Consider the following 26,076-nt stretch of genomic DNA (forward strand, 5'->3'; position numbering starts at 1 on the left):
CGGCGCGCCCGCTCACTCCGCCACGCGCAGGCTCGACCCGGACGGCGGGCGGCGGCGGATGTTGCGCCGCAGGTCCATGACATAGCCGATGATCTCGGCCACCGCCTGCCAGTGCTCGACCGGGATCTGGTCGTCCACCTCGACGCTGGCGTGCAGCGCGCGCGCCAGCGGCCGGTTCTCGACCAACGGGATGTCGTTCTCGCGTGCCAGGCGGCGGATCTGGGCGGCCATCAGGTCGGTGCCCTTGGCCACGCAGACCGGCGCGGTGTCCACCCCCGGCTGGTAGCGCAGCGCCACCGCGTAATGGGTCGGATTCGTCAGCACCACGCTGGCGGTGGGCACCGCCTGGGCCACGCGCTGGCGCGCGCGCTTGCGCCGGATCTCGGCCCGGCGCATCCGCACCATGGGATCGCCCTCCGACTCCTTGTGCTCGTCGCGCAGTTCCTTGAGCGACATGCGCTGCTTCTTGATCCACTGCATGCGCTTCCAGACGATGTCGATCACCGCGACCGGCACCAGGAACACCGTCGCCGCGATCAGCAGCTTCGCCACCTCGCCGCGCAGGTAGCCCGGCAGTTCCTCGGGGACGAAGCCGCGGCTCTGCCATATCCCCGTCACCGCCCCGCGCGCCACCCAGACCGCGATCACCGCAACCACCAGCACCTTGGCCACGTTCTTGGCGAACTCGACGAAACTGTCGGCCGAGAACATCTTCTTCAGCCCCGACAAAGGTGAGAGCTTCGACAGTTTCGGCCGGATCCGATCCAGCGAGACCACCGTCTCGCCCTGGATCAGCACGCCGAAGATCGCCGCGACGATCATCACCAGAAGGGCGGGCGCCAGGGCCAGGGCGATGGCCCGGCCCAGCGCCCGCACCACCGCGCCGAGGTCGGCCAACCCCTGCCGCCCCTCGCCCACGCCGATCTGGCCCGCGCTCTCGAACACGCCGCGCAGCGCGCCGGCCAGTTGCGGCCCGGCCTGCGGCAGGATGAACAGCGTCAGCACGAAGAGCGCGAAGACGCTCATCATGTTGCCGGTCTCGCGCGAGCTGGGCACGTCGCCCTTCTCGCGGGCCTTGCGGAGCTTTCGCTCGGACGGCTCTTCGGTCTTGCTGCTCTTGTCCTCGTTCTCCGACATCGCCCGCCCCTAGAAGGCCAGAAGGCCGAGCCAGTCGGCGAAGGCATCGAGGAAACCGCGCAGCAGGAACGGCGCGGCGACGACCAGCACGAACAGGCCGGCGGCGATCAGCACGGGCGCGGCGACGAAGAACACCGGCAGCGTCGGCATCATCCGGTTGGCCAGCCCCAGCCCGACGTTCAGCACCAGCCCCATGACGTAGAAGGGCGCGGACAGCGACAGCCCGAGATAGAGGCTCATCCCCGCCGCGCGCACGGTCTGCTCGGCCAGGTCGCCGGGCATGATCCGCCCGACCGGGAACACCTCGTAGCTCATCAGCAGCGCCCGGATGATGACGTGATGCAAGTCGGTGACGAAGATCAGCGTTGCCCCCGCCATCATCAGCGCCGAGGCGATCAGCGTCGCGCCCTGGAACGATCCGGTGCTGGGCGCAAAGGCGTTGGCCAGCCCCGAGACCAGCCCGATCTGGTAGCCCGCGAATTGCAGCGCGGTCATCAGGATCCGCGCCGTCATCCCGATCCACAGCCCCAGCGTGATCTCCAGCGCCAGCACCGGCAGCATCTCCAGCGGCGTGCCCAGCGCCATCGGCCCGACCGGCGTGGCGGGCAGCAGCGCCGCGCAGAGCACCAGCGCCAGCATCAGCCGGAACCGCACCGGCACCTGCGTCTCGCCGAAGCCGGGCATGAACACCATCACGCTGCCCAGCCGGGCGAAGACCAACACGAAGCCCATCACCTGCGACGTGAGAAAGGCGCTCAGGTCCATCGCCCTAGCCGCCGATCGTGCCCACGGTCCGCAGCGATGCCTTGCGGTGGATCTCGTTATGCGAAATCACCTGCGTCATCGGGCTGACCCGCTCCAGCATCGAGCGGACGAAGCTCCGCACCTCTGGGCTGACCAGCAGGGCCGGCCATTGATCCTGCTGCGCGTGTTTCTGGATCTCCTTGCGCGCCTCCAGCACGAATTCCTGCACCCTTTGCGGCGACATCAGGAAATTGCGCTCGTCGCCGTTGATCCGCACCGCATCGTTGAACTCGCGTTCCCAGGCCGGCGACAGGGCGATCACCGGCACATAGCCGGAGACGTCGGTCAGGGCGTTGCAGATCTGGTTGCTGAGGCGCCGGCGCACATGCTCGGTCACGGTGGTGACATTGCTGCTGGTGCGGCTGATCTCGGCGATCGCCTCGACGATCAGCGGCATGTTGCGGACCGAGATCCGCTCGGTCAGCAGCGCCTGCAGCACCTGCTGCACGAGGATCACCGGCGCGGGCACCGACAGGTCGGCCACAAGTTTCTGATAGTCCCGGTCGAGCCTCTCGATCAGGGCCTGCGTCGCGCCGTAGGTCAGCAGGTCGGACATGTGGTCCTTGATGACCTCGGTCAGGTGGGTGGTGATCACGCTTTCGGGGTCGACCACGGTATAACCCTGGCTTTCGGCCTCGGCGGCGTGGGCGGCGTCGACCCAGACCGCCTCCAGCCCGAAGGCCGGATCCTTGGTGCGCTCGCCCGGCAGCGCGATCGGCGCCTCGGCCGGGTTGAGCACCATGCGCTTGGTCGGCCGGATGTCGCCGCGCACCGCCTCCACCCCCTGCACGAGGATGGCGTAGCTGTTGATCGGCAGGCCCGGCGCGTCCTTGATGCGGACCGAGGGCAGGACGAAGCCGAATTCGCGGGCGAAGAGGTTGCGCAGGCTCTTGATCTTGCCGGGCAGCGCGGCCTCGGCGCTGTCGGTCAGCGGCACCAGCGCCTCGCCCAGCTCAAGCCGCAGCTCATCGAGCTTCATGGTCTCCTGAAGGCTGTCCTCCTCGCTGAGCGCGCCGGCGCCGGCCTCCGCGGCGGCCTCGCGGCGGGCGGCCAGCTCCGCCTCGGCGGCCTTGCGCTGCATCACATAGCCAAGCCCCGCCATCAGCAGCGCCAGCGCCGCGAAGACCGGCACCGGGAAACCGGGCAGCAGGCCGATCCCGAACAGCAACCCCGCCGCCATGTAAAGCGCCTTGGGAAACCGGCCCAGCTGCGCCAGCACCGCCTCGTTCGCCGCGCCCACTGTGCCGCCCTTGGTCACGATCAGGCCGGCGGCCAGCGACACGATCAGCGCCGGCACCTGCGACACCAGCCCGTCGCCGATGGTCAGCGTGGTGTAGTTGTTCGCGGCCTCGCCGACGCTCATCCCGTGCTGCACGGTGCCGATCAGGATGCCGCCGATGACGTTGATCAGGGTGATGATGATCCCGGCCACCGCGTCGCCGCGCACGAATTTCGACGCGCCGTCCATGGCGCCGAAAAAGCCGCTCTCGTCCTCCAGCTCCTTCCGCCGCCGCCGCGCCTCGGCCTCGTCGATCAGCCCCGCGCCGAGATCGGCGTCGATCGCCATCTGCTTGCCCGGCATCGCATCCAGCGAGAACCGCGCCGAAACCTCGGCGATCCGTGTCGAACCCTTGGTGATGACGATGAAGTTGATCACGACGAGGATGGCGAAGATCACGATCCCGATGACGAAACTGCCCGCCACGATGAAGCGCGAGAACCCCTCGATCACGCCGCCCGCCGCATCGGTGCCGGTATGACCCTGGCTGAGGATCAGCCGCGTCGAGGCCACGTTCAGCGACAGCCGCAGCATGGTTACCACCAGCAAGAGCGTCGGGAAGGAGTTGAAATCCAGCGGCCGCGGAATCCACAGCGCGACCATCAGGATCAGCGCCGAGACCGACAGCGACACCGCCAGCCCGAAATCGAGGATCACCGGCGGCAGCGGCACGAAGAGCACCGCGAGAACCAGGGTCACGCCGATCGCGAAGCCCACGTCGCGGTTGGCCAGCCCCAGGGACAGGAGATCGCCCTTGCCTGCCGGATTGGTGCCCTGGCTGCTCATCCCCGCCCCCCTCAGAACCCCTGCCGGAAATTCGGCAGGATCGGCTGAAGCTCGGCCTCGCTGTAGATGCTGCGCCGGCGCGCCTTGCCGTCCGCCCGGGCGCTCAGCCCGGCCGACCAGATGCCGCCGCCCGCCGCATCGGCATCCCGCGCCGCCTCGGGCGCGCGCGCGGGCTGCTCCGTCTCCGCCGCCGCGCCGCCGGCGGCGATGGCGCGGAACTGGTCGATCCGGTCATTGGCCACCGCCACGTTGCGGGTCAGCGCGGCGAGGTAGGTCTCGCGCTTTTCCGGCGTGAAGGAATGGTAGGAGCCCGCGGCCGTCTTCCAGTCGCCGGTCTGGTCATGAAGCTGTTTCAGGAACCGCGCAGCGTAATCCACGTTCACCGCCGGATCGAACCCCTCGGCCGCGCCCTCGAAGGCCTCGGGGTGCCAGCGCAGGTTGATCTGCATGCAGCCCACATCGATCGAGCTGACGCCCGCGGCCTGCTGCGCCCGCACCCAGTCCAGCGCCGCCGCGCGGCTGTCGAAGAGGCGCCCGTCGCCCGCCGCGTTGACCGCCCAGGGCCAGACCGTCAGCGCGCCGCTGCGGGTCACGCCGGCCTCCTGCAGCCCGATGCCGAGCAGGATGTTGTCGGGGATGCCGTGGCGCAGCTGGGCGCGCAGGATCTCCCGCACGCAGACGCTTTGCGCCGGGACCGGCCCGGAGGGCGCGGGCGCGGCCTCGCGCCGGGCCGCGGCGCTCCGGGTGCTGGTGTAGAACCCGCTCCACCCCGCCCCGGCCGGCGCCCCCGCCAGCGCCGGCAGCAGCGCCAGAAGACCCGCGCGCAGCGCAGCGCGCACCCTCACAGCCCGCCGCCCGCGATCAGGTCGAACACCTGGTCCGACAGTTTCCGCAGCACCGAATAGATGAACGGCGTCGAGGCCACCAGCCCGAGGAAGATCGCCACGATCTTCGGCACGAAGGTCAGCGTCATTTCCTGGATCTGCGTCAGCGCCTGGAAGAAGGCGATGACAAGACCGATCGCCAACGCCAGCGCCAGCACGGGCCCCGAGGCGTAGAGCACGGTCAGAAAGGCCTCCGACAGGATTTCGTAGACGTCGCTCTCGCTCATCGGTTTGGCCCCCGGCCATCAGATCGGCATCCGCATCACTTCCTGGTAGGCGGCGACGAACTTGTCGCGCACCGAGACCGCCAGCTTGACCGTCGATTCCAGCTCCAGCGCCGCCTGAACCACCTGCTGGGTGTTCACCTCGCCCTGCAGCCCGGCCTGCACCATCGCATCCGCCGCGCGCGCCTCGTGCAGCGCGTTGACCGAGGCCTCGCGCAGCATCTCGGAGAAGGAGGCGCCGCCGGCCTGCGCGGCATCGCCCGCCGTTTCGGCGGAATCCGCGCGCAGATCCTGCGACGAACGGTAGGCGCCGCGGATGGCGCCGGTGGACAGGAGGGTGGTTTCGGTCATGCCGGTCTGGCCTTCACTTCAACAGGTCGATCATCTGGCTGCGCATCCGGCGCCCGGCCTCGAACATGTTCATGTTCGCCTCGTAGCTGCGCGAGGCCTCGCGCATGTTGGCCATCTCCAGCAGCGGGTTCACGTTGGGCGTCTTGACGAAGCCGTTCTCGTCGGCCGCCGGGTGCGACGGGTCGTGGACCATCGCGAAAGGGGTGTCGTCGCGGCCGACCCGCGACACCTGCACCATCGACGCGCCGGTCTCGCGGTCGAGCACCTCGGCGAAGGAGATCGTCTTACGGCGATAGGGATCTTCGCCCGGCACGGTGCCGCGGGAATCGGCGTTGGCGACGTTCTCGGACACGATCTTCAGGCGCTCGCCCTGCGCCAGCATCCCGCTGGCCGCGATCGAAGAGATGGATTTGAGCGGGTCCATGTGCTGCCTCCCTGTCCTTCAGCCCTCAACGGATGCCGGTGACCGCCAGGGTCAGCAACTCATGCCCCTTGCGGTAGAGCTGCGCCGCCATCCGGTAATTCTCACTGACCTCGGCGGCCTTGATGCTCTGCTGCTCCAGCACCACGGTATTGCCGTCCATGCTCTGGTCCCAGGCCCCGTCGTCCACCCGCACCCGGACGTTGCCGGCCTGCGCCGCGCCGCCGAGATGCCTGGCGTTGGTGGTCACCACGCCCGAGGGCCGGGCGGAATCGTCCAGCATCTCGGAAAACCCGCTGACCTCGCGCGCCCTGAAACCCGGCGTATCCGCATTGGCGATATTCTCGGAAATCACCTGCTGGCGCGTGCTCAGCCACTGCATCCGCTGCGAGGCGATCTTGAAGAAGGACAGCGAGTCCAGTTTCATTTGAGGTTCCTTCCAGTCTATTCTTGATATAACATGAATAAATCATGCTGACTACCGGATAAATCCCGTGAAAACCGTCTTTTCCGAGCTGTCCACCTTCGCGCGAAACCTTGAGGAAGCAAGGATAAATGGAACGGTCAGCGCCGTTCTCGGCCTTTCGCTGACCGTGGCGGGGCTGGAGCGCGCCATGGGGATCGGCCAGCGCTGCGCGGTGCATGGCCGCAACGGGCCGGTGCTGGGCGAGGTGGTGGGCCTCGACGCGCGCGGCACCCATGTTCTGCCCTTCGGTACCTGGGACGGGGTGAGCGCGGGCGACCGGGTGGAGCTCAGCCCGCTCGGCGCGACGGTGCGTCCCGACGCCACCTGGATCGGCCGGGTGGTCGATGCGCTGGGCCGGCCGCTGGACCGGCGCGGGGCGCTGCACGAGGGCGCCGTGCCGCGCCCGGTCAAGGCCGCCCCGCCCCCCGCCTTCGATCGCCGCCGCATCGGCGCGCGGCTGGAAACCGGGATCAAGGCCTTCGACATCTTCACCCCGATCTGCCGTGGTCAGCGCATGGGCGTCTTCGCCGGCTCCGGCGTCGGCAAATCGACCCTGATGGCGATGCTGGCGCGCAAGAGCGAGGCCGATGTCATCGTCGTGGGGCTGATCGGCGAACGCGGGCGCGAGGTGCAGGACTTCATCCAGGAGGATCTGGGCGAGGAGGGCATGAAACGCGCGGTCCTGATCGTCTCCACCGGCGACGAGCCGCCGCTGATGCGCCGCCAGGCCGCCTGGACGGCAACGGCGGTGGCCGAGCATTTCCGCGACCAGGGCCTGCAGGTCCTGCTGATGATCGACTCGCTGACCCGCTTCGCCATGGCCCAGCGCGAAATCGGCTTGGCCAGCGGCGAGCCGCCGACCTCGAAGGGCTACCCGCCCACCGTGTTCTCCGAACTGCCGCGGCTGCTGGAACGCGCCGGGCCCGGCCCCGTGGGGGCGGGCGACATCACCGGGATCTTCACCGTGCTCGTCGATGGCGACGACATGAACGAGCCGATCTCGGATTCCGTGCGCGGGATCACCGACGGCCATGTCGTGCTCGACCGGCGCATCGCGGAACGCGGCCGCTATCCCGCGGTCGATCTGCAGAAAAGCATCTCGCGCATGCTGCCCGACTGCCATTCGCCGGCCGAATACGCCGTCCTGCAGGCCGCCCGGCGCATCCTGGCCAAGTATTACGACATGGAGGAACTGATCCGCATCGGCGCCTACCGGCAGGGCACCGACCCCGAGACCGACGCCGCGATCCGCTTCTTCGCCCCGGCCGAGCGCTTCCTGACCCAGAGAAAGGGCGAGAGCGCCCCCGCCGACACCGCCTTCGCCGAGATCTACAGGATGCTCTGCGAGGCAGGCGCCGAGGTCGCGCTGCCGGCCGAGGGCGACGGCGCCTGACCGCCGCCGGCCTCCCAGCGGGGCGGGTCGCCGAGAAAGCCCATAAGGTGATCGAGGAACAGCCGCACCTTGGTCGGGGACCGCGCGCCGGGCGGGAACACGGCGTAAAGCGTATGCGCCTCGACCGGGCAGTCCCGCAGCAGCGGCACCAGCCGGCCGGCGTGGATCTCCGGCGCGGTGAGGAAGCGCGGCGCGAGCAGGATCCCGGCGCCGGCCAGCGCCGCCTCGCGCAGCGCGATCGAGCTGTCGGCGGTTATGGAGCCCGAGACCGGCTGGCGCTCTCCGCCCAGCGGCCAGCTGTAGCGGCTGTCGGAATGCTTGAAGGTCAGGCAGTTGTGCCGTGCCAGATCGGCCGGGGTGGTCGGCGCGCCGTGCCGCTCCAGATAGGCGGGCGCGGCGCAGACCACGCGCTCGATCGGCATCAGCGCGCGCGCAACGAGGCTGGAATCGGGCAGGCCGGAGCCGATGCGCAGGGCGACATGCACCTGCTCATCGACCAGGTCCACCACCCGGTCGTTGAAGGACAGGTCGAGCACCAGCTCGGGATGGCGCTCCGCGAAGGCGGGGATGCAGGGCGCGACATGCAGCATCCCGAAGGTGGCCGGCGCGCTGACATGCAGCCGGCCATGCGGCGTGGATTGCAGGCCCCGCGCCGCCGCCTCTGTCTCGTCGATCTCGTCGAGAATGGCCTGCACCCGCGGCAGGTAGGCCTGGCCGATCTCGCTCAGCGCCAGATGCCGGGTCGAACGCACCAGAAGGGTCGCGCCCAGCTCCGCCTCGAGCTGGCTGACGTAATTGCTGACCGCCGCGTTGGAGATCCGAAGATCCGCCGCCGCCGCGCTGAAACTGCCCAGTTCGGCGACGCGCCGGAAGGCGGTCATGGCGCGCAGCTTGTTCATCTTCCCCCTTGGCGTGAAATGATTTCCCTGACCCCACAGGGTTATTTAGATCAACGGTTTCTGTCAAATTCCCGCTCGTGGCCCGGCGCGGCGCGCAGCGTCCCGCGGGCCCGGACGGTCCGCGCCCGGACCCGGCGCGGGGTTTCTGCCGCTTGCATTGGGAAAACCAAAGGAGTACCAATCCTGCAAATCCGTTGGGGTGCCCCGCAAGGGGCTGAGAGGCAAAGCGCCAACCCATCGAACCTGATCCGGTCAATACCGGCGTAGGGAACGGAGCATGATCGGCAGGCGCAATCTTCCTGCACCCTCTTTCTCCAGATCCCCGCGCCGGAACAGGAGGAAGAGATGACGACCACAGCGGCAGCACTGACGATCGCCGGCTCCGACAGCGGGGGCGGTGCGGGGATTCAGGCGGACCTCAAGACATTCTCGGCGCTCGGCGTCTACGGCGCCAGCGCGATCACCGGCATCACCGCGCAGAACACGCTGGGCGTCCACGGCGTCGAGCCGGTCTCGCCCGCCATGGTCGCCGCCCAGATCGCGGCGGTGCTGGACGACATCGGGATCGGCGCGGTCAAGATCGGGATGCTCGCCAGCCCCGCCATCATCGCCGCCGTGGCGGGCGCGCTTGAGGGCTATGCCGGCCCGGTGGTGCTGGACCCGGTGATGGTGGCGAAATCCGGCGACGCGCTGCTGGAGGACGCGGCGGTGGAGACCCTGGCGCAGCGCCTGCTGCCGCGCGCCGACCTGCTGACCCCGAACCTGCCCGAAGCCGCCCGCCTGCTGGGCACGGCGCCCGCCGGCAGCGCGGCGGAGATGACGGCGCAGGGCCGCGCGCTGCTCGATCTCGGCGCGCGGGCTGTGCTGATGAAGGGCGGCCATGCCGAGGGCCCGGTCTGCACCGACCGGCTGGTGACCCGTGACGCGGTGATCGAGGTCGCCGCACCGCGCATCGCCACCCGCAACACCCACGGCACCGGCTGCACGCTCTCCTCCGCCATTGCGGCGGAACTGGCCAAGGGTGCCGAGATGGAAGAGGCGGTGCGCCGGGCGCAGGCCTGGCTGCACGGCGCGATCCGGGCCGCGGACGAATTGGGCATCGGGACCGGCCACGGGCCGGTGCATCATTTCCACGAGGTCTGGACATGAGCGCCGCCGTTACGGTCATCGGCGCGGGCGTCGCCGGGCTATGCGTGGCCACCGAACTGGTCGCGCGCGGCTGCGAGGTGACGGTGGTGGACCGCCACGGCCCGCCGGGCCCGCATGGCTGCTCGTGGTGGGCGGGCGGGATGCTGGCCCCGTTCTGCGAAGGCGAGACCGCCGAGGAGCCGGTGGTGCGGCTCGGCCAGGCATCCGCGCAATGGTGGCAGCGGCATGCGGGAGGCGTGGTCACCCACGCCGGCACGCTGGTCGTGGCGCTGGGCCGCGACCGGCGCGAGCTGGACCGCTTCGCGCGCCGCACCCAGGGCCATGAATGGCTGGACGGCGACGCGCTGGCGGCGCTGGAGCCCGATCTCGGCGGCCGCTTCAGCCGGGCGCTGCATGTCCCGTCCGAAGCGCATCTCGACCCGCGCAAGGCGCTGGCCGCGCTGACCGAGCGTTTGCTGGCCAGGGGCGTCGTCTTCGAGACCGCCGAACGCGAACAGGGCGCGGGTCTGACCATCGACTGCCGCGGGTTGGCGGCGCGCGCGCGTCTGAACGATCTGCGCGGCGTCCGGGGCGAGATGGTGGTGCTGCGCTGCCCCGACCTGCATCTCAAGCGCCCGGTGCGGCTGTTGCACCCGCGCCACCCACTCTACATCGTGCCCCGCGGCGACGGCCATTTCATGCTCGGCGCCACGATGATCGAGAGCGACGCGCAGGGCGGCGCGACCGTGCGCTCGGTGCTGGAACTGCTCAACCCGGCCTTCGCGCTGCACCCGGCCTTCGGCGAGGCGGAGATCGTCGAAATCGGCGCCGATGTCCGCCCCGCCTTTCCCGACAACCTGCCGCATATCCGCAGGCGCGGCGACACCGTCTTCGTCAACGGCCTCTACCGCCACGGTTTTCTGCTGGCGCCGGCCGTGGCGCAGATGGTTGCAGCGCATGTTCTGGACGGCACAACACCGGAGTTGATGGATGATTATCACGGTTAACGGAGAGACGGTCGCGGTGACCGCGGGCAGGCTGTCCGAGATCCTGGAGGAACTCGGCTATGGCGGCGAAAAGGTCGCCACCGCCGTCAACGAGACCTTCGTGCCCGCCGCCGCGCGGGCGGAACTGGCGCTTGCCCCGGGCGACCGGCTGGAAATCGTCGCGCCGCGGCAGGGGGGCTGAGCAATGCCACGCTTCTACGGAACCGAGATCGCCTCGTCCCTGATGCTGGGCACGGCGCAATACCCCTCGCCGGCGGTGCTGGCCGAGGCCTTCCGCCGCTCGGGCGCGGGGATCGCCACCGTTTCCGTCCGGCGCGAGGCGGGCGGCGAGCGGGCCGGCGCGGATTTCTGGGCGCTGATCCGGCAGCTGGGCGTGCGCGTGCTGCCCAACACCGCCGGCTGCCATTCGGTGCGCGAGGCGGTGACCACGGCGCAGATGGCGCGGGAACTGTTCGAAACCGACTGGATCAAGCTCGAGGTGATCGGCCATGCCGACACCCTCCAGCCCGACCCGTTCGGTCTGGTCGAGGCCGCGCGCATCCTGACCGCCGAGGGCTTCCAGGTCTTCCCCTACACCACCGAGGACGTGGTGCTGGCGGAGCGCCTGCTGGAGGCAGGCTGCGAGGTGCTGATGCCCTGGGGCGCGCCGATCGGCACCGGGCTGGGGCTGACCAACATCTACGGGCTGCGCACCCTGCGGGCACAGTTCCCGGACGTGCCGATGGTGGTCGATGCCGGTCTGGGCCTGCCCAGCCAGGCCGCGCAGGCGATGGAGATGGGCTTCGACGCGGTGCTGCTGAACACCGCCGTGGCCAAGGCGGGCGACCCGGCGGCGATGGCCGAGGGCTTCGCCCTCGCGGTCGAGGCCGGGCGCCTGGCCTACGCGGCCGACCCGATGGAGCCGCGCGACATGGCCGCCCCCTCCACCCCGGTTGTCGGAAAGGCGTTCCTCGAATGACCCTCGACCGTTTCTATCCCATCTTCGACAGCGTGGACTGGCTGGCGCGGGCGCTGCCGCTGGGTGTCAGGCTGGTGCAGTTGCGCGTCAAGGACAGGCCCGAGTCGGAGCTACGCGCGGAGATCGTGGCGGCGCAGGCGCTGTGCCGCCAGCACGGCGCCGTGCTGGTGGTCAACGACCACTGGCGCCTCGCCATCGAGGCCGGTTGCGACTGGCTGCATCTGGGGCAGGAGGACCTCGACGAGGCCGACCTGCCCGCGATCCGCCGCGCCGGGCTGAGGCTGGGCGTCAGCACCCACGACCATGCCGAGCTTGACCGCGCCCTGTCGCTGGCGCCCGATTACGTCGCGCTGGGGCCGGTCTATCCGACCATCCTGAAAAAGATGAAATGGCACCAGCAGGGCCTCGACCGCGTGCGCGCATGGAAGGACCTGATCGGGGACATTCCCCTTGTCGCCATCGGTGGGATGAGCGTGGAGCGCGCCGCCGGCGCCTTCGCCGCCGGGGCCGATATCGTCTCGGCCGTCACCGACATCACGTTGCACGCCGACCCCGAGGCCCGAATGCGGCGCTGGCTGGAGGCCACGCGATGAGCCGCTACGCCCGCCAGATCGCGGTGCCCGAACTGGGGCCCGAGGGGCAGGCTAGGCTGCGCGCGGCCCGCGTGCTGGTCGTGGGCGCCGGCGGGCTGGCCGCGCCGGCGCTGCAATATCTCGCCGGTGCCGGGGTCGGCGACCTGCGGCTGGTCGATCCCGACCGGGTGGAGCCGTCGAACCTGCACCGCCAGACGCTGTTTCGCGAAAGCGATCTCGGCCAGAGCAAGGCCCATGCGGCGGCCGCGCATCTCGCCGCGCTCAACCCCGACTGCCGGGTCGAGCCGGTGCGCGGCGCGCTCGATCCCGCGAATGCCGGGCCGCTCTGCAAGGGCACCGACCTGGTGCTCGACTGCGCCGACAGCTTCGCCGCCAGCTACATCCTGTCGGACAGCTGCCGCGCCGCGAACCTGCCGCTGATCAGCGCCTCGGTTACGGGCATGGAGGGTTACGCGGGCGGCTTCTGCGGCGGCGCGCCCAGCCTGCGCGCCGTCTTTCCCGATCTTCCCGCCCGCGGCGGAAGCTGCGCCGAGGATGGCGTGCTCGGCCCCGTGGTGGGCGTGATCGGCGCGCTTCAGGCACAGATGGCGATGGCGGTTCTGGCCGGCATGGCCCCCTCGCCGCTCGGCCGCCTCGTCAGTTTCGACGCGCGCAGCTACCGCTTCGGCGGCTTCCGCTTCGACGCAGCACCCGAGCCGGAGCGGCAGCCCCGCTTCCTCGCGCCGTGGGAGATCCGCGAGGCCGATTTCGTGGCCGATCTGCGGGCCGAGGCCGAAGGCCCGCTGCCGCACCCCGGCGCCCGGCGCCTGCCGGCCGATGCCTTCGGGCCCGGCGGGCCGGTCCCCGCCCCCGGTCAGCGCGCCGTGCTGTGCTGCCGCTCCGGCCTGCGCGCCTGGCAGGCGGCCGAACGGCTGGCCGCGGTCTGGGACGGAGAGATTTTGCTCGTCGCCCTCGGCGACACCCTAGGAGAAAGAACATGAAACTCGTGACACTCATCGCGGCCCTGCTCGCCGCGACGCCGGCGCTGGCGCAGGACAGGATGACCCTGATGCTGGACTGGTTCGTGAACCCCGATCACGGCCCGATCATCGTGGCCCGGGAAAAGGGCTATTTCGCGGATCAGGGGCTGGAGGTCGAAATCATCGCCCCCGCCGACCCTTCCGATCCGCCCAAGATGGCCGCCGCCGGGCGCGCGGACCTGGCGATCTCCTACCAGCCTCAGCTGCATCTGCAGGTGGCCGAGGGCATGCCGCTGACCCGGGTCGGAACGCTGGTGGCCACGCCGCTCAATTGCCTGCTGGTGCGCGCCGACGGCCCGGTCAAGGAGGTCGCCGATCTGAAGGGCCGCAAGGTGGGCTTCTCGGTCGCAGGCTTCGAGGACGCGCTTCTGGGCGCGATGCTCGGCCAGAGCGGGCTTTCGGCCGAGGATGTCGAACTCATCAACATCAACTGGTCGCTCTCGCCCTCGCTGATGTCCGGCCAGGTCGATGCCGTGATCGGCGCCTTCCGCAATTTCGAGCTGAACCAGATGGAGATCGAAGGCGTCGAGGGACGCTGCTTCTACCCCGAGGAGCACGGCGTGCCCGCCTATGACGAGCTGGTCTATGTCGCCAACCCCGAGACGATGGATGCCGACAGGATCCGCCGCTTCCTCGCCGCAACGGAAAAGGCCACGCAGTTCATCGTGAACCACCCGCAGGAAAGCTGGGAGATCTTTTCGGGCACCTCGGCCGAACTGCGGGACGAGCTGAACGAAAAGGCCTGGGCCGACACGCTGCCGCGCTTCGCGCTGCGCCCCGCGGCGCTGGACCGGGGCCGCTACGCCCGCTTCGAAAGCTTCCTCGTGGAGGCCGGTCTGCTGACCGAGGCAAAGCCGGTGGAGCGGATCGCCGTGGATCTGGGCGCAAGATGAGCGCGTATGGCCGGACCTTCCCGCTGTGGCGGGCGGCGGCCGGCGGGGCATGGCGGGACTACACCCGCCATGCCTTCGTCGAGGGGCTGCGCGACGGCACGCTGCCGCGCGCGGCCTTCCTGCGCTATCTGGTGCAGGACTATGTCTTCCTTATCCATTTCTCCCGCGCCTGGGCGCTGGCCGTGACCAAGGCCGAGACCCTGGACGAGATGCGCGCCTGCGCGGCCACCGTGAACGCGCTGATCGACGGCGAGATGCGCCTGCATGTCGCGACCTGCGCGGCCGAAGGCATCAGCGAGGCGGAGCTTTTCGCGGCCGAGGAGGCGCCGGAGAACCTCGCCTATACCCGCTATGTGCTCGATGCCGGGCATTCGGGCGATTTCCTCGACCTGATGGCGGCGCTGGCGCCCTGCGTGCTGGGCTATGGCGAGATCGGCGCGCGGCTGAAAGGGGAGGCGGGCGCGACGCCCTATGCCGACTGGATCGCCACCTATGGCGGTGCGGACTACCAGCAGACCTGCCGCGAGGTCGGCGCGCTGATCGACGCGGCGGTGGTCCGCCGTCTGGGAGAGCGGCCCGAGGACAGCCCGCGCTGGCATCGGCTCTGCCACCGCTTCGCCACCGCCACCCGGCTTGAGGTCGGGTTCTGGCAGATGGGCCTGCGCGGATGAGCGCGGCGCCGGCGCTGCACCTGTCGGGCACGGCCCGGATCGGCGGCACGATCGTCTTCGGGCCGGTGTCGCTGGAGGCCCCGGCGGGGCAGTGGACCTGCCTGCTCGGCCCTTCGGGCGCGGGCAAGTCCACCATCCTGCGCCTCTTCGCCGGGCTCGCCGGGGAGGTGGCGCTGGAGGGCACGGCGGAGGCCAGCGACGGCGCGCCGCTTGCCGGCCGCGTGGCGCTGATGGCGCAGGACGACCTGCTGATGCCCTGGCTGAGCGCGCTGGAGAACGTCACCCTCGGCGCCCGGCTGCGCGGCCTGCGCCCCGACCGGGACCGGGCGCGCGCGGTTCTGGCGCGCGTCGGCCTCGACGGCCACGCGGCAAAGAGGCCGGACGCCCTGTCGGGCGGACAGCGCCAGCGCGTGGCGCTGGCCCGCACCCTGATGGAGGAGCGCCCTGTGGTCCTGCTGGACGAGCCGTTCTCGGCGCTTGACGCGCGCACCCGCGCCGGGATGCAGGACCTGTCAGCGGAACTGCTGAGCGGCCGCACCGTCCTGCATGTCACCCACGACCCGGCCGAGGCCGCGCGGCTGGGCCAACGCGTCCTGATCCTGACCGAGGCGGGCCTCAGCGCCATCGCGCCGCCCGAATGCGCCCCGCCCCGCCCGATCGACGCGGCGGCGACGCTGGCGCTTCAGGGACGGCTGCACCGGCGGCTGATGGAGGCGTAATGAGACGGGCGGCGAAGATCGCGGTCGGCGTCGCCTTCGGCCTGCTGGCCTGGCAGGCCCTGGTGACGCTGGCGGGGCTGCCGCCCTACATCCTGCCCGGCCCGGGGCGGGTGTTGACGACGCTGTGGACCAGCCGCGCGCTGATCGCGGAACACGCGCTGACCACCGCCGCCGAGGTGCTGATCGGGCTGGCCATCGGCGCGGTTCTGGGCGGGGCCTCGGCGATCCTCATGGCCGCCGCGCCGCTGGCGCGGACGCTGCTGCGGCCGATGCTGGTGTTCAGCCAGGCCATCCCGGTCTTCGCGCTGGCGCCGATCCTGACGCTGTGGCTGGGCTACGGGCTGTGGTCGAAGATCGCCATGGCCCTGCTGATCATCTATTTCCCGGTCACCTCGGCCTTCTTCGACGCTCTGATGCGCACGCCCGGCGACTGGCTGGGGCTGGCGCGGGTGATGGGCGCGCGGCCGGCGCGCGCGCTGTGGCATATCCGCATCCCGGCCGCCCTGCCCGGCTTTGCCTCGGGGCTGCGGCTGGCGGCGGTCTACGCCCCGATCGGGGCGATCATCGGCGAATGGGTGGGCGCGTCGCGGGGCCTGGGCTATCTGATGCTGCTGGCCAACGGGCGGGCCAGGATCGACCTGATGTTCGCGGCGCTTCTGGTGCTGGCGGCCTTCACCCTGACGCTGCACGCGCTCGTCGACCGCGGCTGCCGCGCGCTGGCGCGCCGGCAGGGCTGACGCGCCCCCGCGCGCGCCCTCATCCCGGGCTACGCGACGTCCCCCGGCCCGCCGCGTGATCGGTTCTTGACTTGCTACAGGGCCGTGGGCACTGTTTTTTTGAGTGTTCGATCAATATTCAACAAGGAATTGGCGCGTCTCTTTCCATGCTGTCGGACCGGTCTTTTCGGCACGGAAAACGTGACTTGCGCCCGGCCCGGCCAGCGGGCTCCGGCAACGTCCGGGATGCGCTCGGCGACGTGATTGCGGAAGTCTAACAAGGAGATTGAAATGCTGAACAAGACATTGCGGGCGGCGGTCGCGGGCACCTTCCTGGCGACCGGCGCGATGGCCGCGGATTTCACCGCCTGCCAGGTCACCGACACCGGCGGGATCGACGACAACAGCTTCAACCAGACCGCATGGAAAGGCGTTCTGGACGCGCAGGAAAAGCTGGGCATCGACGGCCGCTACCTGGAATCCCAGGCCGAGACCGATTACGAGGCCAACATCAACTCGCTGCTGGGCGGCCAGTGCGACGTGATCATCACCGTGGGCTTCCTGCTGGGCGATGCCACCGCTGCGGCCGCCAAGGCCAATCCCGACCAGAAATTCTCGATCGTCGACTATGCCTATGACCCGGCCATCCCGAACGTCCTGGGCCAGGTCTACTCCACCGACGAGGCGGCCTTCCTGGCCGGCTACCTGGCCGCGGGAATGACCAAGACCGGGGTTCTCGGCACCTTCGGCGGCATCAACATCCCGCCGGTGACGATCTTCATGGACGGCTTCTACAACGGGGCGATGTATTACAACGCGCAGAAAGGCGCCAACGTGACCGTGCTGGGCTGGAACCCCGACAGCCGCGAGGGGCTGTTCACCAACAATTTCGACTCGCTCGACGACGGCCGCGCCTTCGCGCAGAACCTCTATGACGAGGGTGCCGACATCGTGCTGCCGGTGGCCGGCCCCGTGGGCCTCGGCTCGGCCGCGCTGGCCGACGAGCTGGGCACCGACAAGATGAAGATCATCGGCGTCGATGCCGACCTCTACGAGACCGACCCCGAGAAGGGCTATGTCTACCTGACCTCGATCACCAAGCGGATGGACAGCACCGTCTACGACGTGATCGAGCGCACCATGAACGGCCAGTTCGTGGGCGGCCTGCTGGTGGGCACGCTGGAAAGCGGCGGCGTGGGCCTTGCCCCCTATCACGACATGGAAGACCTGGTGCCGGACGAGCTGAAGGCCGAGATCGAAACGATCCGCGCCGGCATCATCGACGGATCGATCAAGGTCGGCGGCTGATCCGGCCATCGGCGGGACCGCCGTCCGCCCGGCGGGCGGCGGCCCTTTCTGTCGGGGGGAGGGGCAGGCATGAATATCGAGCTGCGCGGCATCACCAAGCGCTTCGGATCGCTGGTGGCCAACCGCGACGTCAACATGGACATCCGCGCCGGGCAGGTGCTGGGCCTGCTGGGCGAGAACGGCGCGGGCAAGTCCACGCTGATGAACGTGCTGTGCGGCCTCTACCGACCGAACGAGGGCCAGATCCTGATCGACGGCAAGCCGGTCGCCTTCGACGGCCCGGGCGATGCCATCGCCGCCGGCATCGGCATGGTGCACCAGCATTTCATGCTGATCCCCGTCTTCACCGTGGCCGAGAACGTGGTCCTCGGGGTGGAGCCGACCGGGCCGCTGGATCACCTCGACCTGAAAAAGGCGCGCGAACAGGTGCGCGAGATCAACGACACCTACGGTCTGGAGGTCGATCCCGATGCGCTGATCGAGACCCTGCCGGTAGGCATCCAGCAGCGGGTGGAAATCATCAAGGTGCTGTTCCGCTCGGCCGAGGTGGTGATCTTCGACGAGCCCACGGCCGTGCTGACCCCGCAGGAGGTCGAGGATTTCTTCAAGATCGTCCGGGGCCTGCGCGACGACGGCAAGGCCATCGTCTTCATCACCCACAAGCTGAACGAGATCATCGAGATCGCCGACCGCATCAGCGTGCTGCGCGGGGGCGAGATCGTGGGCGGCGGCGACCCCAGCGAGATGACCGAGGCGGAACTGGCCGAGATGATGGTCGGCCGCCCGGTCAGCTTCGCGGTGGACAAGACGCCCGCCAGGCCGGGCGAGCCGCTGCTCGAGGTCCGCGACCTGGTGGTGCTGCGCGACAATGACGACATCGCGGTCAACCACGTCAGCATGACCATCCATCGCGGCGAGGTGGTGGGCATCGCCGGCGTGCAGGGCAACGGCCAGACCCCGCTGGTCGAGGCGCTGACCGGGCTGCGCCAGGTCGCGGGCGGCGAGGTGCGGTTCAAGGGCGAGGACATCACCCATGCCGGCGCGCGCAAGCGCCACCAGCTGGGCTTTGCCCATATCCCCGAGGACCGTCAGCGCACCGGGCTGGTGCCCGCCTTCAGCATCGCCGAGAACATGGTTCTCGACTGCTATTACGACGACCGCTTCTCACGCGGGCCGAACATGCTGTGGAAGGTCGTAAACGAGACCGCCGCGCGCAACGCGGCCGAGTTCGACGTGCGCGCGCCCTCGGTGTTCGAGGCGGTGCGCAAGCTGTCGGGCGGCAACCAGCAGAAGGTCATCGTCGCGCGCGAGCTGTCGCGCGACACCGAGATGCTGATCGCCGCGCAGCCGACGCGCGGGCTCGACGTGGGCTCGATCGAATATATCCACGGCCGCATCATGCACGCCCGCGACGAGGGCGACGGGGTGCTGATCGTGTCGTCCGAGCTGGACGAGATCCTGGCCCTCTCCGACCGCATCCTGGTGATGTTCGAGGGCCGGATCGTGGCCGAGTTCGATGGCGCCACGGCCGAGAAATCCAAGGTCGGGCTGGCAATGGCAGGAGCGGTGGCATGACCTATCAGGACCCGACCGGGAAGCTTTCGGAAAAACTGCTCGACCGCGCCGCGCCCGACCGCGCCGCCTTCGAGGATCTGGTGATCGTGCCGCTGTTCGCGGTGGTGGTGGCGCTGATCCTGGGCGCGCTGACCATGCTGGCCACCAATGTCGATCTCGCGACCATTGGCAAATCCTACGTCGCGCTGCTGAACGGTTCGGTCGGGTCGCTCAACGCGATCTCCGAGACGCTGACCGCCGCCGCCCCGCTGACGCTGGCGGGGCTGGGGCTGGCGCTGGGCTTCCGCGCCGGGCTGTTCAACATCGGGGCCGAGGGGCAGATCCTGGTGGGCGGCATGGCGACGGTCATCGTGGGGTTCAGCTTTCCCGGGATGCCGGCGGCGATCCACCTGCCGCTGGCGCTGCTGGCCGGGGCGGTGGCGGGCGGACTCTATGCCTCGATCGCGGGCTGGCTGAGGGCGGCGACGGGGGCGCATGAGGTGATCTCCACCATCATGCTGAACCTGATCTCCTACCGCCTGATCGACTACATGCTGCGGCTGCCCTTCATTCAGCGCGAGGGCCGCGCCGACCCGGTGTCGAAATCCGTTCTGGAAAGTGCGGAGCTGCCGCGCCTGCTGAGTTTCATCGACCCCAACCTGCGCGTGCATGCCGGGATCTTCCTGATGTTCGCGGCGGTGGCGGCGGTCTACTGGCTGCTGTTCAGGACCCGGCTCGGCTTCGAGTTCCGCACCAGCGGCGAAAGCCCCGATGCCGCGCGCTATGCGGGCATGCGTGCGGGTCTTCTGATCGTTTTGGTGATGGGGCTGGCGGGGGCGCTGGCCGGGCTTGCGGGCGCCAACCAGGTGCTGGGCGTGCTGGGCCGCGCGACGCCGGGCTTTTCCGCCGGCATCGGGTTCGATGCGATCTCGGTGGCGCTGCTGGGCCGGTCGCATCCCATCGGCGTGCTGCTGGCCGGGCTGCTGTTCGGCGCGCTCGAGGCCGGGGGGCGGCAGATGCAGGTGGATGCCGGCGTCAGCATCGACCTGATCGGCATCATCCAGGCCCTGATCATCGTCTTCATTGCAGCGCCCCTGCTGGTGCGGGCCCTGTTCCCCTGGGGCTTCAGCAAGCTGACCAAGACCTCGAAGGAGTGAGCGCGCCATGACATCCCCGGCAGACATCGCGGCCGCGGCGCCGCAACGCCTCGGCAAGGGCCGGCAACGCCAGGCGCGGATCAGCGGCGCAGTTCTTCTGGGTCTGGCGGCGCTGGTGGCGCTGGTCTTCGCGCAGGACGTGGCGGGCGAGGCCACCTTCCGCCTGTCGCGCCCGACCGATCCTCTGGCGCTGCCCGACCTGGTGGTGCCCGCCCTGCCCTTCAGCTACGCCGCGGCGGCGGTCCTGGCCTTCCTCGGGGTTCGGCAATTCCTGCGCGGCGGCGTTCGCTGGACCAGCCTGTCGCTGGGGTTCGGCCTGTTCCTGGCGGTGGCGGCCTTCCTGGTATGGGCGACGGCGGGCAAGTCGTTCTCGCTGACCGGGATGCTGCAGGCGACCGTGGTGCGCGCCGTGCCGATCGCGCTGGGCGGGCTGGCCGGTGTCCTGTCCGAGCGCGTGGCCGTGGTCAACATCGCGATCGAGGGGATGCTGCTGGCGGGCGCCTTCACCGGCGCGCTGATCGGCTCGCTGATGGGCGGGCTCGGCGGGCTGGCGGCGGCGGTGGCCATCGGCGGGCTGTTCGGCTTCATCCTCGCGGCGCTTGTGGTGACCTACCGGGTGGATCAGATCATCGCAGGCGTGGTGATCAACCTCTTCGTCCTCGGCGTGACCTCCTATGTCAGTTCGCAGGTCTACCAGGAATACCGCTTCCTCAACAACGCGCCGGTGTTCCGCCCGGTCAAGATCCCGTTCCTGGGCGACCTGCCGGTGGTCGGGCCGGTGCTGTTCAACCAGAACGTCTTCGTCTACGGCGCGATCGTCATGGTCGCGGTCGCCACCTATTACCTGTTCTACACCCGTATGGGCCTGCGCGCCCGTTCGGTGGGCGAGCATCCCCGTGCCGCCGACACACTGGGCATCAACGTCTACCGCACCCGCTACGTCAACGTGACGATCGCGGGCATGGTGGCGGGCTTCGGCGGGGCGTGGTTCACGCTGGGCTCGGTCGGGCGCTTCGACGAGGGCATGACCGGCGGGCGCGGCTATATCGGCCTGGCGGCGATGATCTTCGGGCGCTGGCACCCGGTGGGCGCGCTGATGGCGGCGCTGGTCTTCGGCTTCGCGGACGCGATGCAGCAGAAGCTGGCGCTGCTGAACACGCCGATCCCGTCGGAATTCCTGGCCATGTCGCCCTATATCGCCACCATCATCGTGGTCGCCGGACTGATCGGCCGGTCGCGGCCGCCGGCGGCCGACGGCCAGCCCTATGCGAAGGAATGAGCCGCGGCCGCGGGGAGACGGTCTTTCCATCATGTCCCCCGGCCCGTAACCTCGGGCAGGAGTGACGCCGCACAATCGAGGTGCCCCGTGGACGACCCCGCCGCAACGCCCCAGGAGCTTGCCTATGCCACGACAGGGCTGACCAAGGTCTATGGCGAGGGGCATTCCGCCGTGCACGCCCTGCGCGGCGTCGACCTGGAGATCCCGAAAGGCGAGATCGTGGTGCTTCTGGGCCCCTCGGGCAGCGGCAAGTCCACGCTGCTGAACATCATCGGCGGGCTCGACCGCGGCACCGGGGGGCGGGTGTTCTTCCGCGACCAGTGCCTCTCCGACATGAGCGACGCCGAGCTCACCCTCTATCGCCGCGAACATGTTGGCTTCGTCTTCCAGTTCTACAACCTGATGCCCAGCCTGACGGCGCGCGAAAACGTGGAACTGGTCACCGAGATCGCCGAGACCCCGATGGCGGCAGACGAGGCACTGGCGCTGGTCGGCCTGCGCGAGCGCGTCGATCACTTCCCGGCGCAGCTCTCAGGCGGTGAGCAGCAGCGCGTCGCCATCGCCCGCGCCATCGCCAAGCAGCCCACCGCGCTGTTCTGCGACGAGCCCACCGGCGCGCTGGACATCGCCACCGGGCGCACCGTTCTGAAGGTGCTCAGGGATGTGAACGCGCGGCTCGGCTCGACCGTGCTGATCGTCACCCATGCCGCGGCCACCGCCGGCATGGCCGACCGCGTGATCCATTTCGCCGACGGCAGGATCCGTGAGGTGGTTGTCAACGCGGCCAAGATCGACCCCGAGGAGCTGGAGTGGTGAGCCCGCTGAACCGCAAACTCCTGCGCGACCTGTGGCGCATGAAGGGGCAGGCGGTCGCCATCGGCGCGGTGATCGCGGTGGGCGTGCTGATGTTGGTGATGATGACGGGGCTCGTCACCTCGCTCAGCGAGACCCGTCGCGCCTATTACGAGCGCTACCGGCTGGCCGATGTCTTCGCCCCCGCCGCCCGCGCCCCGCAGCGGCTGGAGCACCGGCTGGCCGCGATCCCCGGCGTCTCGACCGCCGAGGGCCGGGTGACGGGCAGCGCCCTGATCCACCTGCCCGACCACGACCTGCCGGTGCAGGCCCGCGCGCTGTCGCTGCCGGCGCGGGGGGTGCCGACGCTGAACGACATCTATCTCACCGATGGCCGGCGGCTGGACGCCGATCGCAGCGACGAGATCCTGCTGCTCAACAGCTTCGCCAAGGCCCACGGCCTGCGCCCCGGCGACGCCCTGCAGGCGACGATGAACGGCGCGCGGCGCAGTTTCCGCATCGTCGGCCTCGCCCAGTCGCCCGAGTTTCTCTATGCCACCGCGCCCGGAGAGCTGGTCCCCGACGACGCGCGCTTCGGCGTGATCTGGATGAACCGCGCCACACTGGCCGCGGCCTATGACATGGAGGGCGCCTTCAACGAGGCGCTGCTGTCGCTGGCGCGCGGCGCCGACGGGCCGGCGGTGCTGGACGCGGTGGATCGGCTGCTCGATCCCTATGGCGGGCAGGGCGCCTACGGCCTGGTCGACCAGTTCTCCAACCGCTTCATCACCGAGGAGATCTCGGGGCTGAAGGCCGCGGCGGTGATGGTGCCGCCGATCTTCCTCGCGGTGGCGGCGTTCCTGCTCAATATCGTCATCACCCGCATGGTTCAGTCCGAGCGCGAGGAAATCGGCCTGATGAAGGCCTTCGGCTACACCAATGCCGAGGTGGGAGCGCATTATTTCAAGCTGGTGCTGGCGATCGCCACGGGCGGCGCGCTGGCGGGCTGCCTGGGCGGCATCGCGGCGGGGCGCGCGCTGATCGGGGTCTACACCGCCTATTACAAATTCCCCTTCCTGCTGTTCCAGCTGTCGCCGGGCCCGTTCCTGACCGGGGTCACCGTCAGCATCCTGTCGGCCTCTGCCGGGGGCATGTTCGTGCTGCGCCGGGTCTTCGCGCTGACCCCGGCGGCGGCCATGCGCCCGCCGGCGCCCGCCGATTTCAGCCGCACCGGCCGGATCGGGGCCTGGCTGACCGGGCCGCTGGACCAGCCCAGCCGGATGGTGTTCCGCCGCCTGACCCGCCAACCGATGCGCATGGCCGGCGCGGTGCTGGGCATCGCGCTGGGCATGGCGCTGTCGGCGGCGATGCTGACGATCTATGCCGGCTTCGACCGCGCGATCATGACGACCTTCAGCGTGGTCGACCGCAGCGATGTCAGCGTCACCTTCACCCACCCGGTCAGCGACAAGACCCTGTTCGAACTGCGCCGCCTGCCCGGCGTGATCCGGGCCGAACCGGTGCGCCACGTCTCGGTCGTGCTGCGCAACGGCCCGAACAGCCACCGCGGCGCCATCACCGGCCTGCCCCCGGACGCCGCCCTCAACCGCGCCATCGACAGCCGGTCGCGGCCGATCGCGATGCCGAAAAGCGGCGTGGTGCTGTCCCAGGCGCTGGCCGATATCCTGGGCATCCGCCCCGGCGCGCTGCTGACCGTCGAACTGCGCGAGGGCGCGCAGCCGGTGCTGCAGATCCCGGTGGCGGGCATCGCCGACACCACCATGGGCGCCCCCGCCTTCATGGAGCTGTCCGCCCTGAACCGCGCGCTGGGCGAGCCGCGCCGCGTGACCGGCGCCTATCTGGACATCGACGAGAACCGCGGGCGCGAGATCTTCCGCGCGCTGCGCGACATGCCCACCGTGGCCGGGCTCAGCCGGAAATCCGACGCGCTGGCGGCCTTCATCACCCTGATGAACAGCGGCGCGGGCGCGATGCGCCATGTCATGGGGGCGCTGGCCTTCGTGATCACCTTCGGCATCATCTACAACGCCGCCCGCATCGCCTATGCCGAACGCGCCCGCGACCTCGCCAGCCTGCGGGTGATCGGCTTCACCCGCGCCGAGGCCGGATTCGTCCTGCTGGGCGAGTTGGCGGTGGTGACGCTGCTGGCGCTGCCGCTGGGCGGGCTGCTGGGCTACTATCTGTCCTTCGCCATCGCCGAGGGCTTCTCGACCGAGCTCTACCAGATCCCCGCGATTTTCCACCCGCGCAGCTTCGGCACGGCAGAGCTGTTCGTGGTCGGCGCGGCGGCAACCTCGGGCTGGCTGGTGAAACGCGACCTCGACCGGGCCGACCTGGTCGAGGCCCTCAAGACACGGGAATGATCATGGCAGTTCGCAAGAAACGATCCCGCACCCTGCTGTCGCTGCTGGCCCTGGGCCTGGTGGCCGCGACGCTGGCCGCCGCCTTCTGGCCGCGCCCGGTGATGGTGGACATGGGGCAGGTGAGCCGCGGAGCGATGCGCGTGACCATCGACGAGGAGGGGCGCACGCGGGTGCATGATGCCTATGTCCTTTCGACGCCGGTGGCGGGCCGACTGCTGCGGGTGCAGGTGCATGCCGGCGACACGGTCGAGCGCGACCGGACGATGGTCGCGCAGATGCGCCCCATCAACCCCGAGGCGCTGGACGCGCGCACCCGCGAACAGGCCCGCGCCGCCGTCCATGCCGCCGAGGCCGCGCTGCGCCTCGCCCGCGCCGAGTTGAACGCGGCGACCGCGGAAAACGACCTTGCCCAGTCCGATCTCGAACGCGCCGGCAAGCTGGCCGCCAGCGGCACCGTCAGCGAGGCCGCCCTCGACCGCGCCACCGCCGCCGCCCGCGCCGCCGAGGCTCGGCTGGCCACCGCCCGCGCCGCCATCGCGATCCGCCGCGCCGAGCTTGAGAATGCCCGCGCCCAGCTGATCGGGGTCGACGACCTCGACCCCCGCGCCAGCGCGAACAATGGCTACGGCGACGAAATCCCGCTGTTCGCCCCGATCGACGGCCGGGTGCTGCGGGTGATCCAGCAGAGCGAAACCACCCTGCCCGCCGGCACCCCGATCCTCGAGATCGGCGACATCGACAACGACCTCGAGATCGTGGCCGACCTCATCTCCTCCGACGCGGTTCAGGTCGGCCCCGGCGACCGGGTGCTGGTCGACGACTGGGGCGGGCCGGCGACGCTGGAGGGCGAGGTTGTGCGCGTCGATCCCTTCGGGGTCACGAAATACTCGGCGCTCGGCGTCGAGGAGCAGCGTGTGAATGTCACGATCCGCTTCACCGATCCGCCCGAGACCCGCGCCACGCTGGGCCACGGCTATCGCGTCGAGGTGCGGATCGTGGTCTGGGAGGACGCGTCGGCGCTGCGGGTGCCGGCCAGCGCCCTGTTCCGCGCCGGCGCGGACTGGGCCGTGTTCCGCGTGGAGGAGGGAATCGCCCGGCTGCGCCCGGTGCAGATCGGGCACAACAACGGCATCTCGGCCCAGGTCCTGGGCGGACTGTCCGAGGGCGATGCGGTGGTGCTCTATCCGTCCGCGGGCCTGTCCGACGGCGCACGCGTCACGCAGCGCCGGATCGAATGACGGCGCCTGCCGGAAC

The 26,076-nt window shown here is 70.0% G+C and carries 27 protein-coding genes and 1 riboswitch; of the genes, 18 read left to right on the forward strand and 9 right to left on the reverse strand.

Features of this window, described 5'->3' with window-relative positions; all coding sequences use genetic code 11:
- Positions 1-12 precede the first annotated feature (12 nt).
- Genes flhB through flgB form a run of 8 tightly spaced genes read right to left on the reverse strand, consistent with a single transcriptional unit; the run spans position 13 to position 6,313 of the window.
- Positions 13-1,137: a flagellar biosynthesis protein FlhB gene (gene flhB, locus KCI33_RS00465; protein WP_212522779.1), complete on the reverse strand. Its 1,125-nt coding sequence runs from the start codon at positions 1,135-1,137 to the stop codon at positions 13-15.
- A 9-nt stretch (positions 1,138-1,146) separates the two neighbouring features.
- The gene (locus KCI33_RS00470) at positions 1,147-1,902 is read right to left on the reverse strand and encodes a flagellar biosynthetic protein FliR (protein ID WP_212522780.1); all 756 of its coding nucleotides are present in this window, start codon (positions 1,900-1,902) and stop codon (positions 1,147-1,149) included.
- A gap of 4 nt (positions 1,903-1,906) precedes the next feature.
- Positions 1,907-4,006, reverse strand: a complete 2,100-nt coding sequence (gene flhA / locus KCI33_RS00475; RefSeq protein WP_212522781.1) for a flagellar biosynthesis protein FlhA — start codon at positions 4,004-4,006, stop codon at positions 1,907-1,909.
- Positions 4,007-4,017: 11 nt separating this feature from the next.
- Entirely contained in the window at positions 4,018-4,851 is an 834-nt protein-coding gene (locus tag KCI33_RS00480) for a lytic transglycosylase domain-containing protein (RefSeq protein WP_349252163.1), read from the reverse strand.
- Positions 4,848-5,117, reverse strand: a complete 270-nt coding sequence (locus tag KCI33_RS00485; protein WP_212522782.1) for a flagellar biosynthetic protein FliQ — start codon at positions 5,115-5,117, stop codon at positions 4,848-4,850. Before KCI33_RS00485 ends, KCI33_RS00480 begins: the two co-directional genes overlap by 4 nt.
- Before the next feature lie 18 nt (positions 5,118-5,135).
- Positions 5,136-5,465, reverse strand: a complete 330-nt coding sequence (locus KCI33_RS00490; protein ID WP_212522783.1) for a flagellar hook-basal body complex protein FliE — start codon at positions 5,463-5,465, stop codon at positions 5,136-5,138.
- 13 nt (positions 5,466-5,478) lie between these two features.
- Entirely contained in the window at positions 5,479-5,889 is a 411-nt protein-coding gene (gene flgC, locus KCI33_RS00495; protein WP_212522784.1) for a flagellar basal body rod protein FlgC, read from the reverse strand.
- 25 nt (positions 5,890-5,914) lie between these two features.
- Positions 5,915-6,313: a flagellar basal body rod protein FlgB gene (gene flgB / locus KCI33_RS00500; RefSeq protein ID WP_212522785.1), complete on the reverse strand. Its 399-nt coding sequence runs from the start codon at positions 6,311-6,313 to the stop codon at positions 5,915-5,917.
- A gap of 67 nt (positions 6,314-6,380) precedes the next feature.
- Here flgB and fliI point away from each other — a divergent pair, with 67 nt between their 5' ends.
- On the forward strand, positions 6,381-7,745 hold the full coding sequence (gene fliI / locus KCI33_RS00505; RefSeq protein WP_212522786.1) for a flagellar protein export ATPase FliI: 1,365 nt from the start codon (positions 6,381-6,383) through the stop codon (positions 7,743-7,745).
- Here fliI and KCI33_RS00510 read toward each other — a convergent pair.
- Positions 7,682-8,644 carry a LysR family transcriptional regulator gene (locus KCI33_RS00510; protein ID WP_212522787.1) on the reverse strand — a complete coding sequence of 321 codons (963 nt, stop codon included), beginning with the start codon at positions 8,642-8,644 and terminating at the stop codon, positions 7,682-7,684. The two genes, fliI and KCI33_RS00510, sit on opposite strands and share 64 nt — an antisense overlap.
- Before the next feature lie 185 nt (positions 8,645-8,829).
- A riboswitch (TPP riboswitch) is annotated at positions 8,830-8,931 on the forward strand.
- 58 nt (positions 8,932-8,989) lie between these two features.
- On the opposite strand from KCI33_RS00510, the gene thiD reads away from it, so the two are divergent.
- The 17 genes from thiD to KCI33_RS00595 all read left to right on the forward strand — a co-directional run bounded on the left by thiD (position 8,990) and on the right by KCI33_RS00595 (position 26,060).
- Positions 8,990-9,793 (forward strand): bifunctional hydroxymethylpyrimidine kinase/phosphomethylpyrimidine kinase, encoded by an 804-nt coding sequence (gene thiD, locus KCI33_RS00515; RefSeq protein WP_212522788.1) that lies wholly within the window; start codon positions 8,990-8,992, stop codon positions 9,791-9,793.
- On the forward strand, positions 9,790-10,779 hold the full coding sequence (gene thiO, locus KCI33_RS00520) for a glycine oxidase ThiO (RefSeq protein ID WP_212522789.1): 990 nt from the start codon (positions 9,790-9,792) through the stop codon (positions 10,777-10,779). The genes thiD and thiO overlap by 4 nt, the downstream gene beginning before the upstream one ends.
- Positions 10,763-10,960, forward strand: coding sequence for a sulfur carrier protein ThiS (thiS, locus tag KCI33_RS00525; RefSeq protein WP_212522790.1), 198 nt, complete (start codon positions 10,763-10,765; stop codon positions 10,958-10,960). Before thiO ends, thiS begins: the two co-directional genes overlap by 17 nt.
- Before the next feature lie 3 nt (positions 10,961-10,963).
- Entirely contained in the window at positions 10,964-11,737 is a 774-nt protein-coding gene (locus KCI33_RS00530; protein ID WP_212522791.1) for a thiazole synthase, read from the forward strand.
- The gene (locus KCI33_RS00535; protein ID WP_212522792.1) at positions 11,734-12,330 is read left to right on the forward strand and encodes a thiamine phosphate synthase; all 597 of its coding nucleotides are present in this window, start codon (positions 11,734-11,736) and stop codon (positions 12,328-12,330) included. Before KCI33_RS00530 ends, KCI33_RS00535 begins: the two co-directional genes overlap by 4 nt.
- Complete coding sequence (locus tag KCI33_RS00540; protein WP_212522793.1) at positions 12,327-13,310, forward strand: HesA/MoeB/ThiF family protein; 984 nt, start codon at positions 12,327-12,329, stop codon at positions 13,308-13,310. The genes KCI33_RS00535 and KCI33_RS00540 overlap by 4 nt, the downstream gene beginning before the upstream one ends.
- A complete protein-coding gene (locus KCI33_RS00545; RefSeq protein WP_212522794.1) occupies positions 13,307-14,242 on the forward strand; it encodes an ABC transporter substrate-binding protein in 936 nt (311 codons plus the stop codon). The genes KCI33_RS00540 and KCI33_RS00545 overlap by 4 nt, the downstream gene beginning before the upstream one ends.
- Positions 14,239-14,913, forward strand: coding sequence for a thiaminase II (gene tenA / locus KCI33_RS00550; RefSeq protein ID WP_212522795.1), 675 nt, complete (start codon positions 14,239-14,241; stop codon positions 14,911-14,913). Before KCI33_RS00545 ends, tenA begins: the two co-directional genes overlap by 4 nt.
- The gene (locus KCI33_RS00555; RefSeq protein WP_212522796.1) at positions 14,910-15,632 is read left to right on the forward strand and encodes an ABC transporter ATP-binding protein; all 723 of its coding nucleotides are present in this window, start codon (positions 14,910-14,912) and stop codon (positions 15,630-15,632) included. The genes tenA and KCI33_RS00555 overlap by 4 nt, the downstream gene beginning before the upstream one ends.
- A complete protein-coding gene (locus KCI33_RS00560) occupies positions 15,632-16,369 on the forward strand; it encodes an ABC transporter permease (RefSeq protein ID WP_212522797.1) in 738 nt (245 codons plus the stop codon). The genes KCI33_RS00555 and KCI33_RS00560 overlap by 1 nt, the downstream gene beginning before the upstream one ends.
- A gap of 270 nt (positions 16,370-16,639) precedes the next feature.
- Positions 16,640-17,656: a BMP family ABC transporter substrate-binding protein gene (locus KCI33_RS00565; RefSeq protein WP_212522798.1), complete on the forward strand. Its 1,017-nt coding sequence runs from the start codon at positions 16,640-16,642 to the stop codon at positions 17,654-17,656.
- A gap of 69 nt (positions 17,657-17,725) precedes the next feature.
- Complete coding sequence (locus tag KCI33_RS00570) at positions 17,726-19,231, forward strand: ABC transporter ATP-binding protein (RefSeq protein WP_212522799.1); 1,506 nt, start codon at positions 17,726-17,728, stop codon at positions 19,229-19,231.
- The gene (locus tag KCI33_RS00575; RefSeq protein ID WP_212522800.1) at positions 19,228-20,367 is read left to right on the forward strand and encodes an ABC transporter permease; all 1,140 of its coding nucleotides are present in this window, start codon (positions 19,228-19,230) and stop codon (positions 20,365-20,367) included. Before KCI33_RS00570 ends, KCI33_RS00575 begins: the two co-directional genes overlap by 4 nt.
- 7 nt (positions 20,368-20,374) lie before the next feature.
- Positions 20,375-21,646, forward strand: coding sequence for an ABC transporter permease (locus tag KCI33_RS00580; protein WP_212522801.1), 1,272 nt, complete (start codon positions 20,375-20,377; stop codon positions 21,644-21,646).
- A gap of 87 nt (positions 21,647-21,733) precedes the next feature.
- Positions 21,734-22,462 carry an ABC transporter ATP-binding protein gene (locus KCI33_RS00585; RefSeq protein ID WP_212522802.1) on the forward strand — a complete coding sequence of 243 codons (729 nt, stop codon included), beginning with the start codon at positions 21,734-21,736 and terminating at the stop codon, positions 22,460-22,462.
- On the forward strand, positions 22,459-24,822 hold the full coding sequence (locus KCI33_RS00590; RefSeq protein WP_349252164.1) for an FtsX-like permease family protein: 2,364 nt from the start codon (positions 22,459-22,461) through the stop codon (positions 24,820-24,822). Before KCI33_RS00585 ends, KCI33_RS00590 begins: the two co-directional genes overlap by 4 nt.
- Positions 24,819-26,060 carry an HlyD family efflux transporter periplasmic adaptor subunit gene (locus tag KCI33_RS00595; RefSeq protein WP_249138831.1) on the forward strand — a complete coding sequence of 414 codons (1,242 nt, stop codon included), beginning with the start codon at positions 24,819-24,821 and terminating at the stop codon, positions 26,058-26,060. Before KCI33_RS00590 ends, KCI33_RS00595 begins: the two co-directional genes overlap by 4 nt.
- Positions 26,061-26,076: the final 16 nt, after the last annotated feature.

The sequence above is a fragment of the Actibacterium sp. MT2.3-13A genome (assembly GCF_018139985.1).
Lineage (GTDB): Bacteria > Pseudomonadota > Alphaproteobacteria > Rhodobacterales > Rhodobacteraceae > JAGSOU01.